The following is a 17,688-nucleotide window of genomic DNA, read 5'->3' as shown; positions in this document are numbered from 1 at the left end:
TTAAAGATCAAATAATTTATCCTGTTCACCCAACCTTAGCGATTATGATTTGATAAGATTAATTTCTATTCCATCCAACAAATAGGATCATCCATGCAACTGACTTATGCAGGGCAAGTTTTCTTGGTAGTCGTTGCAATTTTAATGGTTTGGTCATTTGTGCTTACCAAATTTTGGGTTAAGCGTTTAGCAAAAAATCGTAAAAGTAGTAAGTTTGAATTTGCATATTTATTTGCAGTTGTTTTTAGTATTAGCGCTTTATTTTTCCCATTTACATATTGGGTTTCACAAGCAGTCTATGGTTTAGCAACCAAGCCAAGTTACGATGCAACTGTAGTGAACTATACCTCTGAATGGGTCGATACTGAACGTACAGATTCCAATGGGCGTAAATATAAAACTCAAACGCTCATGCACACAGCTCAGGTTCAGTTCAAAGATAATCAAAACAAAACACTAACTTTAGATAATTCAGTCCGCTCTGGCGATATGCCGGTAGTGGGAGAACATATTACTGTTGTTTATGAAAATGGTGATCACACCGCGCAAGAAAAGAGTTGGCGGACAATTCTATTGTTTACCGCGGCCTCATTTATGCTGTTTATTTTAGGTTATGTATTGCTCATGATTATTGCCTATAGCCTCAATCGGAACATGGAACCCTATAAAACCTTTGCTAGTACTTTAATTTTTAGAGTGACGCTTCCGTTAGCTACAACGGCAATGTTTGCAATGTTGTCTTATTCTATTTTTGCCTATTTTTTCTTAGGTAATCCACGTAATTTGCCTGTGTGGGCGATTGGACTTTGTAGCTTCTTTGCTCTTTGTCTTTTACCGCTGATTTATCATATTTTGACGGGTTGGAAAGCTTATAAAAAATAATAGATTTAAAAAAAGCGCATCTTTCGATACGCTTTTAACAGAGATTCTTTTGTCTAATCAGGCATTAAAGATCAAATAATTTACCTGGATTCATCAAACCATTCGGGTCGAATACTTTCTTCAACGCTTTCATATATTCAATTTCTTCAGGCGAACGTGAATATTCCAAATACGGTTTTTTCGTCATGCCTACACCATGCTCGGCAGAGATTGAACCATCATATTTTTTCACGGTATCGAACACATATTTATTGACGACCTGACACTTCGCAAAGAACTCATCTTTGGTTAAGTTTTCAGGTTTTAAAATATTTAAGTGCAAGTTACCGTCACCAATATGACCAAACCAGCAAATTTCAAAGTCAGGATAGTTCTCTTGAACAATTGTATCAATCTCACGAATAAATGCAGGTACGTGAGTAATTAATACTGAAATATCATTTTTATATGGAGTGAACGGCGCGATTGATTCAGAAATATCTTCGCGTAAACGCCACAAGCTTTCTACTTGGTCTAAGCTCTGGCTCATTACACCATCAAGCACCCAACCCTGCTCCATACAATGCTCGAAAATTTCCATTGCTTTATCGAGAATCGGCTCATATGGTGCTTCAAACTCAAGTAATACATAGAACGGACATTGAGTTTCAAATGGGCGTTGTACATGTCCATGATCTAAAACTTTTTGCATTGCAAGTTCACCAAAGAACTCAAATGCAGTTAAGTCGATATCTTTTTGGAAAGCATGTAAGACAGGCATGACTGCATCAAAATCAGGAACCCCTAAAACTAAAACTTGTAAGTTTTGCGGTTGACGCTCAAGTTTAATTTCCGCTTCAGTCACTAAACCTAATGTACCTTCACCACCAATAAACAAGTGCTGTAATGCATAACCCGTTGCATTTTTAACCATGCCTTTGTTTAAACGTAAAATATCACCTTTACCAGTGACAACGGTTAAACCAAGCACCCAATTACGAGTCATGCCGTATTTAATTACTTTAATACCACCGGCATTGGTTCCGATATTACCGCCAATCTGGCTAGAACCCGCTGATGCAAAGTCAACCGGATAATACATACCCTGTTCTTCAGCATAATTTTGCAATTGTTCAGTCACAACACCAGCTTGTACTCGAACCATACGATCTGCTGGAAAGAATTCAAGAATCTGGTTCATCTTGTCCATGCTAATGACAATTTCACCATTGGTTGCAACAGCACCAGCAGAGAGACCTGTACGGCCACCTGAAGGGGTAATTGCGATATTAAACTGGTTCGCAAGCTTCACAACAGCTTGAACTTGCTCAGTGGTCGATGGAAAAACGATGACCGATGGGTTCGGATTAAAATGCTTAGTATGATCTTTACCCCAGTTTTCGAGACTATCAGCATCGGTTTTAATACGGTTTTCACCGACGATTGCCGTTAATTGGGTAAGTAACTCAGGTGTTAAAGCGACTGGAGCATTCATCGTTTGCAGACCTAGCAAGAAGTAAACTGTGGTGGGACTATGGCGTAATATTTCTCAGAGTTTTCACCTGAGCAAAGCCATAAGCTATATTCTACATGTAACCGCACAAGCGATAAAGTTCAGAATAAAGATACTGTCACTACAAAACATGTTTAACGTTCATAAATGACTTAGAACCTTCAAAGCATCAATATTTTTTAAGTTCAAATGACAAGCAAATTTTAAAACTGTCAACAAGCCATAAATAGAAGTGATTAGATATAGATAAAATTGCCATAAGATGATGGCGTAAACGAAATATCTATAGCACCGCCCATTATGTTATGATAGCGCCACCAAATTTGGCCTTTGTAGCGGAGCCGTAATGAGCCAACATCTTTCACTACCTAAAGATAAAATCCGTTTCCTTTTGTTAGAAGGCGTTCACCAAAACGCAGTCGATACTTTAAACGCTGCGGGTTACACCAATATTGACTATCGTAAAACTGCTCTTGAAGGCGAAGCGCTAAAAGAAGCTGTTAAAGATGCTCACTTTATTGGTATTCGTTCGCGTACCCAATTGACTGAAGAAATTTTCGAAGCTGCAAATAAATTGATCGCAGTGGGCTGTTTCTGTATCGGAACAAACCAAGTTGATCTTAAAGCAGCAATGGCACGTGGTATTCCTGTATTTAACGCACCGTATTCAAATACGCGTTCGGTTGCAGAACTTGTACTTGCTCAAACGATTCTTCTTCTTCGCCGTGTTCCTGAAAAGTCAGCGGCTTGTCATCGTGGTGGTTGGGATAAGTCTGCTGTCGGTTCTTTCGAAACTCGTGGCAAAACTTTAGGTATTGTAGGTTACGGTTCCATCGGTTCTCAGCTTTCTGTTCTTGCTGAAAGCTTAGGTATGCATGTGATTTATTACGATGCAGTGACTAAATTACCAATGGGTAATGCTCGCCAAGTTGGTTCGTTAGACGAACTCTTAGCGACTGCTGATGTAGTGACTTTACATGTGCCTGATGTTCCATCTACACGTAACTTCTTCACTAAAGCACAATTTGCAAAAATGAAAGAAGGTGCAATCTTCCTAAATGCTGCACGTGGTACATGTGTAGTAATTGAAGATTTAGCAGATGCAATCAAGTCTGGCCATATTGCTGGTGCAGCGGTTGACGTATTCCCTAAAGAACCAAAAGCAAATGGTGAAGAGTTTGTTTCTCCACTTCGTGGTTTAGACAATGTGATTTTGACTCCTCACGTTGGCGGTTCAACCATGGAAGCGCAAGCAAACATCGGTTTAGAAGTTGCAGAGAAATTTGTTGCTTACTCTGACAAGGGTATGACGCTTTCTGCAGTGAACTTCCCAGAAATCGCGTTACCACTTACTGCTGGCCAACACCGTTTATTGCACATCCACAAAAACGTACCGGGCGTATTATCTAAAATCAACAACTTGTTTGCTGAACAAGGCATCAACATTTCTGGTCAATCACTCATGACTAAAGGTGACATTGGTTACCTCGTAATGGACGTTGATGCTTCTGCTTCTCAAGAAGCTTTAGATATGTTGCATGAAGTTGAAGGTACAATTCGCGTGCGCGTATTGTTCTAATACGAACTGTAAATTTAAAAGCCACAGCATTGTCTGTGGCTTTTTTATGGGCATTTACATTATCATGTGAAAAGTATACCAATCGATCAAATAATAAAATGTCCAGTTCGAACCAGAAATCTCAGCTACATGCTTTGGGCTTTCTCATTCTCGCTATGCTAAGCGTACAAAGCAGTGCATCTTTAGCTAAAATTCTGTTTCAGAACTTTCCTGTGCTCACTGTCTCCGCAATGCGCCTATGTTTAGGTGCAATGATTCTTGCCTTTATTTTCCAAATTTGGCGAATTAATTTTAGTCAGGTTCGTTGGAAAGCGATCTTGGCTTATGGATTTGCTCTTGCCGGAATGAATGCGCTTTTTTATCTGTCAATTGAGCGATTACCGATTGGTATTGCTGTCGCTTTTGAGTTTATTGGCCCCTTAAGTGTAGCCTTATATCACGCACGCCAGAAATATGATTTTGTCTGGGTCAGTTTCGCAATTATTGGTCTCATTTTACTTTTCCCTTTCAATCAGGCTCATAGTCTGGATTGGATTGGAGTATTATTTGCTGTTAGTGCTGGTGCATGTTGGGCACTTTATATTATTGCGGGTCAAAAACCTTCTGGCATTTCAGGTAACCACACTGTGTGTTTAGGAATGACTGTAGGTGCATGTGTATTGCTACCGATTACTTTTTTTTCAGCGTCAATGGGTCAAGTTATAGAGCTCCCCTATCTTTTTTATTTTATTGGCTTAGCAATTTTAGCCAGTGCATTACCATTCTCTTTAGAAATGCTAGCACTACGTAATTTAACGCCGTTAAGTTTTGGAACATTGATGAGCCTAGAACCCGCAGTTGCTGCACTTTCTGGTTTTATCTTTTTAGGCGAATATTTGTTATGGAATCAATGGCTGGCACTCGCAACAATTATTGCAGCTTCCGTCGGTTGTACCATAACCACCCAAAAAGCACGTCAGGAACGTGAAAAAACAGTCAGTTAAATCGACTCAACCTACGAGTTGGAACATGGTATTCGCTATAATTAAACATTCTTATTTTAAGTAATATTAGATGAGGCCCTCGGGTATTTTCCATGCAGAATATTCCTATTATTGCTGTGCTCTATATGATTCTGTCGATGGTCTCATATCAAATCAGTGCTTCATTTGCTAAGCAGCTCATTGCAATATTAGACCCTCTGACCGTTACAATTTTAAGGCTGAGCTTTGCAACGGTTATTGTCGCTATCATGTTCCGCTCATGGAAAATCTGGTCGCGCTTACCCTATTTAAAATGGCGTGATTTATTGATGTACTGTGCGTCTTTAGGTCTCATGAATATTTTATTTTATACGTCGCTTGGAAAATTACCTCAAGGCATCGCAGTTGGCTTAGAATTTATTGGACCATTAGGTCTTGCTCTACTTTCTATTAAACAAAAGAGTGACTACATTTGGGTCGCACTTGCGATGTTAGGTATTGCGCTGATGGTACCTTGGCAAGACCCAACGCAACACCACTTTTCCTATGTAGGTGCTGCATGTGCGCTAGGTGCTGGATTTTGCTGGGCCTTCTATATTTATTTTGGTCAGAAAGTTGTGACCCAAAATATAGGTATGCATGCTTTAACCATCGGAATTGGATTATCTGCACTGACCTTACTACCAATTGGCATCTGGCATAATGCTCCCGCATTACTTGAGACGCAGTACTGGGGTAAAGCATTACTTATTGCTATTTTAGCGACTGCTATTCCATACGCTCTTGATTTGATGGCACTCAAACAACTTAATAAATTAACTTACGGTACCCTCACGAGTTTAGCACCAGCATTGGCAGCATTAACAGGTTTCTTATTACTTCACGAAGAAATCAGCATGCTGCAATGGGTGGCTTTAGCTTGTGTAATGCTAGCGTCGATTGGGGTTACTTTAAGAAGTACTAAAAAAGTAGCATAGTTAAATACTATTGCTGCTTTTTATACTTTTTATATTCCTTTAAATATTTATTACCTAGCGTTTCTTTTTCACTGTCTTTAAGAATTTTTCCCGCCTGTTGGAAAAATTTATGCTCTTCTTCTTTTAAATGATGATGGACTTTTTCACTCAACTGTTTGGCGGTTGCTAACCAGCTTGGGCTACTCATATCTGTTTTTTCGAGCTGTTCGACCAACTCATCCATTTCATGGTGCTCAGATAAAGCATGTCTCGTAATATCTAAACCCACATCATCAAACATTAAAGGGATATATAAATAACGGTCTTCGGCAACAGAATGGGCATACAGTTCATTTTTTAATGCATTAAATAATTCTTTTCTTTCTTCGGTTAAACCATGTGTCTGAACTAATTGTTCAGAAAGGTTTCGTTGATTTTCATGGCTTTCTCTTAATGCTTCGAAAATATTCATTCTCTTCCTCATTTTTTAGCTAAAAAATCTTTTTTATTTCAAGGCTTATCATACGTTGAAATTTATAATGTTTAAGTAGCTTAAAATGAGACTATTTTTTACACAGTTTTCTTTCTAGTAAACTTCTGTAATTATTTTTATATTTATGATTTTAAATGTTCACATAAAAGTATGAACTTCGCCTCCTGATCAGTTCATACTGTTTGAAATATTTAGCCTGTTACAAACATTTGATAGCCCAAACGACAAATTAAAACACTGACTAAAATTAAAAAGATAATGCGGACAAAACCACTACCGTATTTAAGCGCGGTACGCACACCAACAATAGAACCCAATACATTCGCGACTGCCATCATTAAGCCAATGTGCAAAATAGCGTGTCCTGTCGGAATGAAGAAACTCAATGCAGCCAAATTGGTCATAAAATTACCAATTTTGGATAAGGCAGAAGCATGCAAGAAGTCGACTTGTAAAAAGCGGATAAAGAAAAAGATAAAGAAACTTCCCGTTCCCGGCCCAAAAATTCCGTCGTAAAAACCAATCGCCAAACTACCAATCCCTGCCAAAATTAGCATTTTGTTAGTAATTTTTTGTTCAGTATGAACCTGTCCAAAGTTCTTTTTAACCAAGGTATAAACTGCTATCACAATCAACATTACAAATATGAAAGGACGCAATACAGATTGAGGAATTAATGATAAACAAGCAGCACCAGCAAAAGAGCTAATCAAAGCACAAATGGCAATAACTGCTAAAAGTTTCCATTGCAATTTCACTCTTTTCGCAAAAGTATAAGCAGCGGATGCTGTACCAAAAATTGAAGAAAGCTTATTAGTACCAATCACCGTTGCAGTCTGCATGGTCGGGAAAGTGCTCATAAGGCCTGGAATCTGGATAAGTCCGCCGCCCCCAACAGCAGCATCAATCGCTCCCGCAGTAAACGCAAAAAAGATCAAACTCAGGATAACATCCCATTCCATACCCATGCTCTATACTCTACATCTACTACAAATTTAAGATACGTTTAGGTACCAACCGTTTTTTATCGGTAATCTCGGCTAAACCTAGACAGCGCTCTTCCGAAAAAACTAAAACTTCTGCTTCTGCAGAATGCTCAATATTGCTTTCTAAACCGTTGCAAAAATATTTTTCACGCCCTTCTGGAACCTGAATTTTTAAGAAATGATCAACGGGAGCATAAACTGGAAGTAACAAAGCTTCTCTTTGCTCTTCTGTTAAGCTCTCTAAATATTCAATGGTATAACTCGGGATAAGCTCAAAATGTCCTGTTTGAGTCCGGTTTAGCATCGTTAAATGCCCACCACAGCCAAGTGCTTCGCCAATATCTTCGCCCAATACCCGAATGTATGTTCCTTTAGAACAAGTTACATCCAGAGTGATACTATTTTCGGTAAATTCAATGAGCTCTAAGGCATAAATCGTGATTGGACGTGCTTCACGCTCAATCTCGATACCTTTTCTAGCAAGCTCATATAACGGCCTACCTTCTTTTTTCAAAGCCGAGTACATTGGCGGAACTTGTTGAATATCGCCTTTAAATTTCTCTAAAGTTTGTTCAATAAGCTCTTGGTTCAGAACAGGAATAGGGCGTTCTTGTAGAATCTCCCCTTCCACATCACCTGTCGTTGTGGTTTGCCCCAACCGAACAGTGGTTTGGTAGCGCTTTGTTGAGTCCAGCAAATAATGTGAGAACTTGGTAGCCTCTCCTAAACAAATAGGAAGCAACCCTGTCGCCAAAGGATCTAAAGCTCCAGTATGACCTGCTTTTTGGGCGCGATATAACCAACGCACTTTTTGCAAAGCCGCATTTGAACTGAGCCCTAATGGTTTATTTAATAGAAATACACCACTGATATGGCGACGAGAAATTTTTTGATTTTTTGTCGTCATTTTTACTGGAACACAAAGCTAGAAAAAAGTGCCGACATGTTAGCAAATTCGGCAAGATATTTTCACAATATTTAGGTGCCTTTTCACTTATTTTATGGCACATTAATAATCGAGTAAAAAAACAACAAATTAAAACTTAAGGAAGATATCTTTATGCAAGGGATGCAGAAGAAGGTATTGTGGTGTGTGCTCGGATTTTTTATTTTGAGCCTCATTGCATGTGTATATTGGTTAAGTCCTGACTCAAAAAACACATCAGCTCAGATGAGTGAAAATAAAGCTCAAAACTTAGCATCATCTCCTCATACAGATCATTCATCGCTAAACGAAGATGCGTACCATAGTAAAAGTCAGCAAGACACCGAAGTTAACTGTCAGTTAAAAATTGATAGTTCTCAACATTTGATCGTGAATAGTCAAACCCGTGACTGCTTTGAATATTTTATTACCCAATATGGGGAAAATGATTTAGAACAAATCAAAATTCACTTTGGGAAATTTATTCAAGGACAATATCTAGAGCCAGCTCGCTCACAGATTATGGACTTATGGACACGTTATTTAAAATATCGTGAACAGCTAGCTGACATTCGGGCACCTTCAGCAAAACAACAAGATAAAAATTATTTTCAAAAGATATTTAGCTCGATCCAAGATATAAGAAAACGCTTCTTTTCTGCTTCTGAAATTGAAGGACTCTTCTCGAGCGAAGATATCTATCAGAACTACACACTAGATCGAATGCAGATACATGAGGACACTTCTTTAAGCGAAATTGAAAAAGCACGAAAGCTTAAAGAGCGTTTTGAAGAACTTCCAGAAGACTGGCAACAAAACCTACAAGAACTCTCCAAACTTGATGATTTACATACACTGACTAAACAAATTAAAGCTCGTAAGGGTTCAGCAGAAGAACTTAGGCAAATGCGTACAGCACTTGTTGGAGCTGAGGCGACTCAAAGATTAGAAACTTTAGATACACAACGGAATGCTTGGCAACAAAGGGTCACCAGTTACCTCGATGGTCGAGATGAAATTATTAAAAGTAACATGAGTGATAGCGCCAAAGACCAAGCGATTCAGCAGTTACGTCAACAACAATTCAATTCATCACAAGAACAACTAAGACTTCGGACTTTTGAAACGGTCCATGATCAGGGAGGTGAACTGCCATTTAATTACTAAGCCTTTTCTTTTTTGGGAACTGGCTAAACATTCACTAGCAGTAAGAAGCTGCTTTTCATACAAAATAAAAATAGTGAGTAAAAAATGAAAAGGAAGTTAATGTTTTTCTGCGCTGCAATGCTCTCAGGACTGAGTATTTCAGTGGCTCATGCAACAAATGCTGAACAAGTTAAAAGCTCGTTCGTATATTCATCCTACGCTCAAACAAAATACCCAATGGTTTTTAATCACGGTATGGCAGGCTTTAGCCGAGTTGGAACAGATACGCTTGGTCTCGATTATTGGTACCAAATTCTTCCTGATCTTGCCCGTAATGGAGGAAATGTCTGGGCAACAAGAGTCTCACCATTTAACTCAACAGAAGTGCGTGGTGAACAACTTGCACAGCAAGTAGAAGAAATTATTGCGATTACCGGCAAGCCCAAGGTCAATTTAATCGGTCATAGCCATGGGGGTCCAACAATTCGCTATGTGGCTGGTATCATGCCAGAAAAAGTAGCATCACTCACAACGATCGGTGCACCTCATAAGGGATCACCAATGGCAGATGTCATCCTGAATGTTGAGGGTACTCCTCTTGCAGGCGTGGCAACTTTAGTAAACTGGTTTTCAGCAGCAATTACTTGGGCAGGAGGCCTAGATCCGACAAGCTATCCGCACGACTCTTTAGCAGGTGCTCATAGCTTATCAACTAAAGGTTCAGCTCAGTTTAATACTCAATTTCCTATGGGCATGCCAACTAGTTCTTGCGGTGAGGGAGCATATCAAGAAAAAGGCATTTATATGTATTCTTTCTCTGGAAATAAAGCCCTGACTAATCCATTAGACCCATTTGATATTGCCCTTACAGGCAGTAGTCTAGTAGTCGATCCGTTTGGTGATAATGATGGGCTTGTTTCCCGATGCAGCGCCAAATTTGGTAAAACCATTCGTGATGATTACAACTGGAATCATTTAGATGAGGTGAATCAAGTGCTTGGGATACGCTCTATTTTTGCTTCAGATCCTGTCTCGGTTTACCGTCAACATGCAAACCGATTAAAACTTCAAGGACTATAATTTTTAAACAAAAAAATGCGCCAAAAGGCGCATTTTTTACTCGGTATAAGCTTACGCTTTACGAGCTGGTAATTTTTCACGAATACGTGCAGCTTTACCAGACAAGTCACGGAGATAGTAAAGTTTAGCACGACGAACGTCACCACGACGTTTCACTTCGATTTTAGCAACGATTGGAGAGTGAGTTTGGAATACACGCTCAACACCAACACCGCTAGAAATTTTACGAACTGTAAATGCAGAGTTTAAACCACGGTTTTTCTTCGCGATTACAACACCTTCAAATGCCTGAAGACGCTCACGCTCACCTTCTTTTACTTTAACTTGGACAATAACAGTGTCACCAGGAGCAAAAGCAGGAATATCAGTTTTTAACTGTGCATTTTCAATAATTTGAACTAAAGGATGTTTACCACTCATTGTGGGAATCTCCAATATGTGCGGAGTCAGAAGAGGTCTGAGGTTCCGCTGGGGATAGAGGCTAAAACGCATATCAACCCGTTTATCTTTCCCTTTATGACAATATGTCCATAAAGAGCCTTAGAATATACATAAAACTATTCATTAAATAGAATCATGCTTTAACTCGAAGCATTGCTTCTCGTATTTTTGCAGAACTTTCGTTCCTGAGAATAGCGGTTAAGAATTACCACCACTCCCTTGCGCATCTTTTAGCCATTTTTTTTGCTGCTTATTCAACTCTACCTTTTCAGCCAACTCTGGTCGACGTTCTAAAGTTCGTTGATACCGCTGCAAAAAGCGCCATTTTTCGATATTGCCATGATGTCCAGATTTTAAAACTTCTGGTACATCCAGCCCCTCAAAATGGTCTGGCTTTGTATATTGTGGACAATCTAAAAGACCATCAACAAAAGAATCTTGTACTGCTGACTGTTCATCTGACATTACATTCGGCAAACGGCGAATAATACTGTCAAGTAACACCATAGCGGGCAGTTCACCACCAGATAAAACATAATCACCAATTGACCATTCCTGATCAACATATTGCTGGATCAAACGTTCATCCACTCCTTCATAACGTCCACACAGTACAATTAAGCCGTCGTAATCAACAAACTGCTGTACTGCCTGTTCATTTAAGGTTTTGCCTTGTGGAGACATATACACTACAGGAACATGAACATGTCCTGCTTGTGAGGCAAGCTGTTTGGCATGTGCAATTGCTTTCGCCAAAGGCTCAGCCATCATCACCATTCCAGGGCCACCACCAAATGGACGTTCATCCACTCTTCTGTAGTTTCCCTCAGCAAAATCACGAGGATTAATACAAGTGACTTGTACAATATCCCGTTTTGCCGCACGTCCGCTGATGCCGTAGGCTGTAATCGCTTCAAACATTTCAGGAAAAAGCGTAATGACTGCAAAAAACATCACAGACTCCTCTATTTTCCTGCTGTATTAATCCTAAAAGGATTAATAATCTACGCCCCAATTGACGTAAATACGACCAGCTTCAAGATCAACACGTTGTACTACATCTTTATGCCAAGGAATCATGCGTTCTTCTGAATCAATACTGTCTGGGGTAGCATGTACCACCATTACATCATTGGCTCCAGTTTCAAACAACTCATGAATTTTACCTAAGTTTACTTCCTGTTCTTCATCATCCAGACCTAACACTGTTAAGCCTTTTAAATCTGACCAGTAGTACTCATCTACATCTGCTTTTGGCAGTTGAGACTTAGCAACCCAGATATTAGCGCCAACCAAGTTTTCTGCTCCAGTGCGATCACTCACACCTTTCAAAGCAACAACTAAACCTTTGCCATGTGGTTTCCAACGTTTTACATCTATTGTTTGCCAACCGGCCTTGGTCTCAATGTACCAAGGCAGGTAGTCAAACATATTGCTCATAGGTTCTGTATTTGAATACACCCAGAGCCACCCATTCAATCCATAAGCTGAACGTAACTGTCCAATCTGAATACGATCTTCGGGAACATTCTGTGTTGATGTCATGGGTTACCTACTACAAAAAAATTATGCAGTAGCTTTTTTAGCTTGAGCAGCTAAAGAAGCAACACGTTCAGAAGGTTGAGCACCTTGAGAAACCCAGTGAGCAAAACGGTCTGCATCTAAACGAAGTTTTTCTGCTTGACCTTGTGCAGTCGGGTTAAAGAAACCGATACGCTCGATGAAACGACCATCACGTGCATTGCGGCTATCAGTCACAACGATTTGATAGAATGGACGTTTTTTTGCGCCGCCACGTGCTAAACGAATAACAACCATGATAAAAGCCTTATAATTCTTACGGATTATCCCTGCGCCGACCATCGGCAACACTTCAAACCCCTTTCATAGAGGGCAACATTCTACGTGATTTTCACCATGAAAGAAAGATTAAATTTTGAGTTATCCGCAGTTTTGAATTTAGAACTACTGTAGCCAATTTGATGCGGCAGATAACGCACAATTAGTTGCACCTTTTGCCCAAAATTTTTGTCCTTGATCATTAAGACAAATGATCCCATCACCAGCTTGAGAAGTAGTAGAAATAGGCGTAGCCGTTAACACCCAACTTGAATCATTTATGTTAGCAAAAGCTAAGGTATATAAGGCTTGACCTTGTTGAGGACTTACACTAGAACCATAAATCGATGTAATAGTCGCATTCGATGGATAACGATTGTGAACTATTTTTTCTGATTCTAATGTTTGGGCAATATTCATCATTTCAGATTGAACAGCTGTACGATGCCCTTTACGTAAATATTGCAAATATGAAGGTGTCGCTATAGCTGCTAAAATTGTAATTATTGCTACTACAATCATGAGTTCTATTAAGGTAAAACCATTCTTCATTGCCAATTCTCACTATTTGTTTCACATACATTGCAAGTGACTGTTCCACCACAGTCATTATCAACAGCCGTAGCTGTTAAACTTTGGCAACGCAAACCTGAATTCTTAGCAATAAAATTAAAGTTTCTTGAATCTGTTGTTGTCGCTTTAATGACCCATGTCTGCCCATTTGCAGCACCATTCGTCAATAAATTTCCTGCTGTTGTGTCATCACTAATTTCAATCGTATAACCACCCCGTGGCAACGTTACAGATGTGGTGGTAAATCCTCTATAGGTAAAGTTCTTGGATTTATGCCGTTCCAATTGTTCTGCCAATTTTAGAATTTCACCTTTAGCAGCAGAGGCAGTCGCTCTACGGGTATAGCCTTGATATGAAGGGATAGCAATCGAAGCAAAAATAGCGACAATCACGATGACAACCATAAGTTCAATCAAAGTAACTCCCTGATTAAACCGCAGAATATAATATTTATTCATCAGTCATCCCTTAGCGATAACGCTCATACCAACGCGCAGGAACTAAGTAGCTTGTACACTGCCATTCGCCCGTTCCACTCTCGTTTCCAGACAGTTGTAATTTGCCACAACTATTAGTCACTGGAGGTTCATCTCTTTTTGGAACAAATGCTATGCCGCGAATACCGGAGCCAATAACGTCTTTATTACATTCAGAGGCTCCTACTGGGCAATTAGTACCAGTTTGTGTTTTAAACCCACTTCCATTTTCTTTATTTTGATCGATTGACCCATCAGAATTAAGGCAGGCGCCAAATGGTAAACAGAACGTCTGCTGGTCAGTTTCACCTACTACACGGGGTAAACATGGGTCTGCCGCTACAATACCTGTTCCCTGCGGGTCATAAACAGGCACAATTAAAGTCCCTGTAATTGCCATAGGCTCTTCAAAAGCTTTTAGCCCACCTTTAATACGGAAACTATTATTAGCTTTCTCGGTACCATCGCTCATACTAGAAAGTGAACGATACCAACCATTTTGTCCCGCCCCAGTGTTGGGAAAGAAAATCTGTGCTACTCGTGTTTCTCCAGATCGTAAAATTTGTGGATTTTTTCGAAGCGTCGATCGAGTAATATCTTTTGTTTCAAGTTGGCTATCAGTCAAAGACATTAAATTCTTTTTAATAAAGTCTTTATCGATAATTCCATAGACGTTGTTTACAGGTCTTCCGCTTAATGCCGTGCTAGGTGACATCCCCTCACGTCCTGTAAGCGGATAAACATCTAAAGGCGTACTACGGTCACCTGAAACAATACCTACAGTAATAAAAGTGCGGATTCCATAATCGTGAATTGTCACTGTTGGCGGTTCATAAAAACGCGGCGCATTCCCAGCGGTATAGTCGTTCGAGGCATCATAAGTTGAGTCATTCGTTGCTAAATTGGCTAATCGAACAACTCGAATACCGAAACTGCTATAAGTTGAATTTGTTTTTGTCTGGTTATTATTAAGATCGATACGGAAGACTTGTCCGCCTAAATCACCGAAATATAAATGGTCTACCAAACCATCAGCATCTCGATCTAAGGTACTAATGCGACTAACAATACTGTGCTTCATATTAGAGTTATCTATATTAGAGCCTGTATCACTAGTCCACCATAAGCGTTCCCCAGTTTTAGCATCAATAATATAAACAGCATTCCCTTTTGCTTTTCCATTCGTAAAGCAAGAGTTGCTCAAGGTAATATTTGGGTTCTCATAACATTGGTCGTAGCCACCACCAACAATCATAACCCGTTTAATCACCCCGTTATAACGTATATTTGCAAGCACAGGTTTAGACCAACTCTGCCCCATACGACTATAATCAGTTTGGTCTGCACCAACTCTAAACAGGAGCTTTGGTGAGGCAGGATTTAAGACATTTAAGCCATAATAACTGCTGCCACCCATTCGCATGCCACCATAAATATTCATTTGCTTTGCAGTTACTTTTGATACTGCTGAGCTACCGCTTCCCGTTGTAGTAATACTATATGCAGGGTCAGATACCCAAGCCCCATCCATACCGTGAGCAGGAGCTGTGACATCACTTTGGCCAACCACTAAAGCTTTTGATGCAACTGGATCATTTAATATATCGGCGGGAACAAAAGCCATTTGTTCTACACCAGTTGAGGCATCCACAATATGCAGGCCGCCTTCCATCGTTCCATAGAGAATGGATTGTTCACGCGCAGATGTTAAATTCCCATTTTCATCTAATGTTCCATTATAGGTAAGCTGTACTGGTAAAGAGTGAATACTACCACCCATCGATAAATATGGTTCATTCGATGTAACTAATGACGAAGGTAAAGTCGTAGCGCTAATATCAGTGGAGTAACCTAGATAATTTAATATTTTTAATTTCAAGCTAATTGGGAAAGCTTTTAAAATATCTTGTCCAGTTGATGCATTTAATTTTCCTAAAACATAATTTGCTGTATTAGCCACACTATCAAAAGGATTAGTTCCTTCTGGTGGAGCAGCAGGAATTCTTAGCAAATTAGTTCCAGAAGTCGATATTTTCGTTAAGCTACCATCCGCTGCAACGGCGGAAACATCAGTAAATAAGTTGCGAATTTTACTTTGTATTGCGTAATAATATTTTGTGATATTTCCTTCTGCATCACGTGTTTCATTTTGTCCAGCAATTGGTAAAGGAACTTTTGTATATGAACCACCTAAAAAGACATTACCTCCGTCATTATAAGTAGAGCTATTCCAATAGTCTTTTGTTCCAGTCCTAAAAGCCCCACTTGCATTGTAAACTAATCCGCCAGTATTGGCCTCAAAAGCACCAGCATTGGCCCCAGATAAAACAACATGATATTTCTTTAAATTTCCACGCCATGTTAAGTATGTGTTAGCCGGATTTGGCTCAAAAGCACGTAAGTAACCATATTCCTGTAAATTTTTAGGATTTAATGCATCATAAGGAACTGAGATAGCACCTGTGGTTAAGGGTTCTAAAGGAACTTTATCTAAGTTATTAATAAATGCGATAACGCTGTCTGTTACCCCTTGTGAACTCTGAGTAGGAAAAAAACCACCATTCCCATAACCAGGTGTCGCTACCGCATTTGTGGCCTGATTCGGTGAACACGCATCATCTCCTTTTCGGTCAGACTGAGTTCTCGAACTTAAACGGCAAGCATTTTTTACATCCGAAGAACTTAAGCTAGAAAAATCACTACCAAAACCAACAAATGCTGTTTGAATAGAAACTCCAGCAGGGTTTTTTGTTTTATCAAATAGTCGTTTCGCAAATTCCCCCATACAAGCCCAACCAGAATCTGATGAAGTATTAGAAAGCCCTCCAGAGCAATTAAAATCTGCTCCCAAAGTACTACCTAAGGCCGTCGACATTACAGTTGCCGAACGTGTATTTGTTGTATTGTTCGGCTCACCATCTGATAAAAAGTAAATACCCTGTCCATCACAACTTTGACGATTAGCCACTGCAGGCAAAGGAGATTGATAAATGGCGTTTAAGTTAGAAGCATTTCTATCTAAAACAATATTCGGATTGCTTGTCGTATCATTTGTTTTTGATTTTGGAACACCACTATCTGCATTTGCTATAGCGTAATTAAAAGTGGTGTAGTAATAAGTATAGGAATAGGTTAAATCAGACGAAGTATCATAAGCAGTTGCCGTATTTACACCCGGATTAGAGGTTGACCAGCTACTCCAATAACTACTAGAGCGACAAGGCTGCCATAGATTTGCCGTATCAATTTGTGAATCACGATAATTCGTACAATATGAGTATTCCGTTCTATTATCTGATTTTCGCACACGCTTTATATAACTATCTTTCCGAATAGCATAATTCGCCTCTGAATAGGTCGATGTACCCATTAAATAAGCAGCAGCTTCTGCATAAGCATGTGCTGAAGGCGTTGACCCACCAGCAGATAAATTTGCAACTGCCTGTTTTAATTTATAACGCTGAGACCCCACCGTATTTAAAGTACTTGCACCTCCTAAGGGAGCAGCAGCCACCAAAATTTGCCCACTTCGACTATCACCATTTGCAGAGAAATTACCTAAGCCCACACGAGTATCATTTAAAATAGGATTATTACTGGCTAAAAAAGCATTCATACCATTTTTAAGCATAGCTAAACGATTTTCGTTATAACTATTAGACGTCATACTCCCCGAAGTATCCAACATCATTACAATCGTTTTTTTACCAGCCGTAGGTGAAGCATAAATTTGTAAATCACTCGCCTGCACGACGGAGCTTGTCACCAACCATGTAAAAGCAAGCGAACTCGAACAGATGGCATACCATAAATTATTTGGCTTAAAATTCTTCAATTTTAGTTTCACGATATTCCCCG

17 protein-coding genes are annotated in these 17,688 nt (G+C 39.5%); 6 read left to right on the top strand and 11 right to left on the bottom strand.

Annotated elements, in window-relative coordinates; all coding sequences use genetic code 11:
- Positions 1-93: 93 nt before the first annotated feature.
- Positions 94-882 carry a xanthine permease gene (locus ACB088_RS18025; RefSeq protein ID WP_375037623.1) on the top strand — a complete coding sequence of 263 codons (789 nt, stop codon included), beginning with the start codon at positions 94-96 and terminating at the stop codon, positions 880-882.
- 64 nt (positions 883-946) lie between these two features.
- Here ACB088_RS18025 and ACB088_RS18020 read toward each other — a convergent pair whose 3' ends face one another.
- Positions 947-2,356, bottom strand: coding sequence for an FAD-binding oxidoreductase (locus tag ACB088_RS18020; RefSeq protein ID WP_375037622.1), 1,410 nt, complete (start codon positions 2,354-2,356; stop codon positions 947-949).
- A gap of 364 nt (positions 2,357-2,720) precedes the next feature.
- Here ACB088_RS18020 and serA point away from each other — a divergent pair, with 364 nt between their 5' ends.
- From serA to ACB088_RS18005, 3 genes are all read left to right on the top strand, one after another.
- Entirely contained in the window at positions 2,721-3,953 is a 1,233-nt protein-coding gene (gene serA / locus ACB088_RS18015; RefSeq protein ID WP_056482508.1) for a phosphoglycerate dehydrogenase, read from the top strand.
- A gap of 98 nt (positions 3,954-4,051) precedes the next feature.
- Positions 4,052-4,936, top strand: a complete 885-nt coding sequence (locus ACB088_RS18010) for a DMT family transporter (protein WP_375037621.1) — start codon at positions 4,052-4,054, stop codon at positions 4,934-4,936.
- Positions 4,937-5,028: 92 nt separating this feature from the next.
- Positions 5,029-5,892, top strand: coding sequence for a DMT family transporter (locus ACB088_RS18005; RefSeq protein ID WP_005038341.1), 864 nt, complete (start codon positions 5,029-5,031; stop codon positions 5,890-5,892).
- 7 nt (positions 5,893-5,899) lie between these two features.
- Here ACB088_RS18005 and ACB088_RS18000 read toward each other — a convergent pair whose 3' ends face one another.
- The 3 genes from ACB088_RS18000 to truB form a co-directional block, all read right to left on the bottom strand.
- Entirely contained in the window at positions 5,900-6,343 is a 444-nt protein-coding gene (locus ACB088_RS18000; RefSeq protein ID WP_307012240.1) for a hemerythrin domain-containing protein, read from the bottom strand.
- Between the two features lie 212 nt (positions 6,344-6,555).
- Positions 6,556-7,332 (bottom strand): TSUP family transporter, encoded by a 777-nt coding sequence (locus ACB088_RS17995; protein ID WP_133747429.1) that lies wholly within the window; start codon positions 7,330-7,332, stop codon positions 6,556-6,558.
- A 19-nt stretch (positions 7,333-7,351) separates the two neighbouring features.
- On the bottom strand, positions 7,352-8,257 hold the full coding sequence (truB, locus tag ACB088_RS17990) for a tRNA pseudouridine(55) synthase TruB (protein ID WP_375037620.1): 906 nt from the start codon (positions 8,255-8,257) through the stop codon (positions 7,352-7,354).
- 153 nt (positions 8,258-8,410) lie between these two features.
- Here truB and ACB088_RS17985 point away from each other — a divergent pair, with 153 nt between their 5' ends.
- Both ACB088_RS17985 and ACB088_RS17980 read left to right on the top strand, forming a co-directional pair.
- Positions 8,411-9,442, top strand: a complete 1,032-nt coding sequence (locus ACB088_RS17985; RefSeq protein ID WP_375037619.1) for a lipase secretion chaperone — start codon at positions 8,411-8,413, stop codon at positions 9,440-9,442.
- A 117-nt stretch (positions 9,443-9,559) separates the two neighbouring features.
- Positions 9,560-10,501 (top strand): lipase family alpha/beta hydrolase, encoded by a 942-nt coding sequence (locus ACB088_RS17980; RefSeq protein WP_375038823.1) that lies wholly within the window; start codon positions 9,560-9,562, stop codon positions 10,499-10,501.
- A 51-nt stretch (positions 10,502-10,552) separates the two neighbouring features.
- Here the strand turns inward: ACB088_RS17980 and rplS are convergent, their stop codons facing one another.
- From rplS to ACB088_RS17945, 7 genes are all read right to left on the bottom strand, one after another.
- Positions 10,553-10,921, bottom strand: a complete 369-nt coding sequence (gene rplS, locus ACB088_RS17975; RefSeq protein WP_003653770.1) for a 50S ribosomal protein L19 — start codon at positions 10,919-10,921, stop codon at positions 10,553-10,555.
- 219 nt (positions 10,922-11,140) lie between these two features.
- Entirely contained in the window at positions 11,141-11,896 is a 756-nt protein-coding gene (gene trmD / locus ACB088_RS17970; protein ID WP_309951714.1) for a tRNA (guanosine(37)-N1)-methyltransferase TrmD, read from the bottom strand.
- A 42-nt stretch (positions 11,897-11,938) separates the two neighbouring features.
- Complete coding sequence (gene rimM, locus ACB088_RS17965) at positions 11,939-12,487, bottom strand: ribosome maturation factor RimM (RefSeq protein ID WP_003653772.1); 549 nt, start codon at positions 12,485-12,487, stop codon at positions 11,939-11,941.
- 21 nt (positions 12,488-12,508) lie between these two features.
- Positions 12,509-12,760 carry a 30S ribosomal protein S16 gene (gene rpsP / locus ACB088_RS17960; protein ID WP_000260334.1) on the bottom strand — a complete coding sequence of 84 codons (252 nt, stop codon included), beginning with the start codon at positions 12,758-12,760 and terminating at the stop codon, positions 12,509-12,511.
- A gap of 147 nt (positions 12,761-12,907) precedes the next feature.
- Entirely contained in the window at positions 12,908-13,333 is a 426-nt protein-coding gene (locus ACB088_RS17955; protein ID WP_375037618.1) for a type IV pilin protein, read from the bottom strand.
- A complete protein-coding gene (locus ACB088_RS17950; RefSeq protein WP_133747426.1) occupies positions 13,330-13,812 on the bottom strand; it encodes a type IV pilin protein in 483 nt (160 codons plus the stop codon). The genes ACB088_RS17955 and ACB088_RS17950 overlap by 4 nt, the downstream gene beginning before the upstream one ends.
- A 10-nt stretch (positions 13,813-13,822) precedes the next feature.
- Positions 13,823-17,677 carry a PilC/PilY family type IV pilus protein gene (locus ACB088_RS17945; protein WP_375037617.1) on the bottom strand — a complete coding sequence of 1,285 codons (3,855 nt, stop codon included), beginning with the start codon at positions 17,675-17,677 and terminating at the stop codon, positions 13,823-13,825.
- Positions 17,678-17,688: the final 11 nt, after the last annotated feature.

It is taken from the genome of Acinetobacter sp. RW6 (genome assembly GCF_041956835.1).
Taxonomy (GTDB): Bacteria; Pseudomonadota; Gammaproteobacteria; order Pseudomonadales; family Moraxellaceae; genus Acinetobacter; species Acinetobacter calcoaceticus.
The sequence above is the reverse complement of the archived record's forward strand: the minus strand, read 5'-3'. Positions and strand labels throughout refer to the sequence as shown.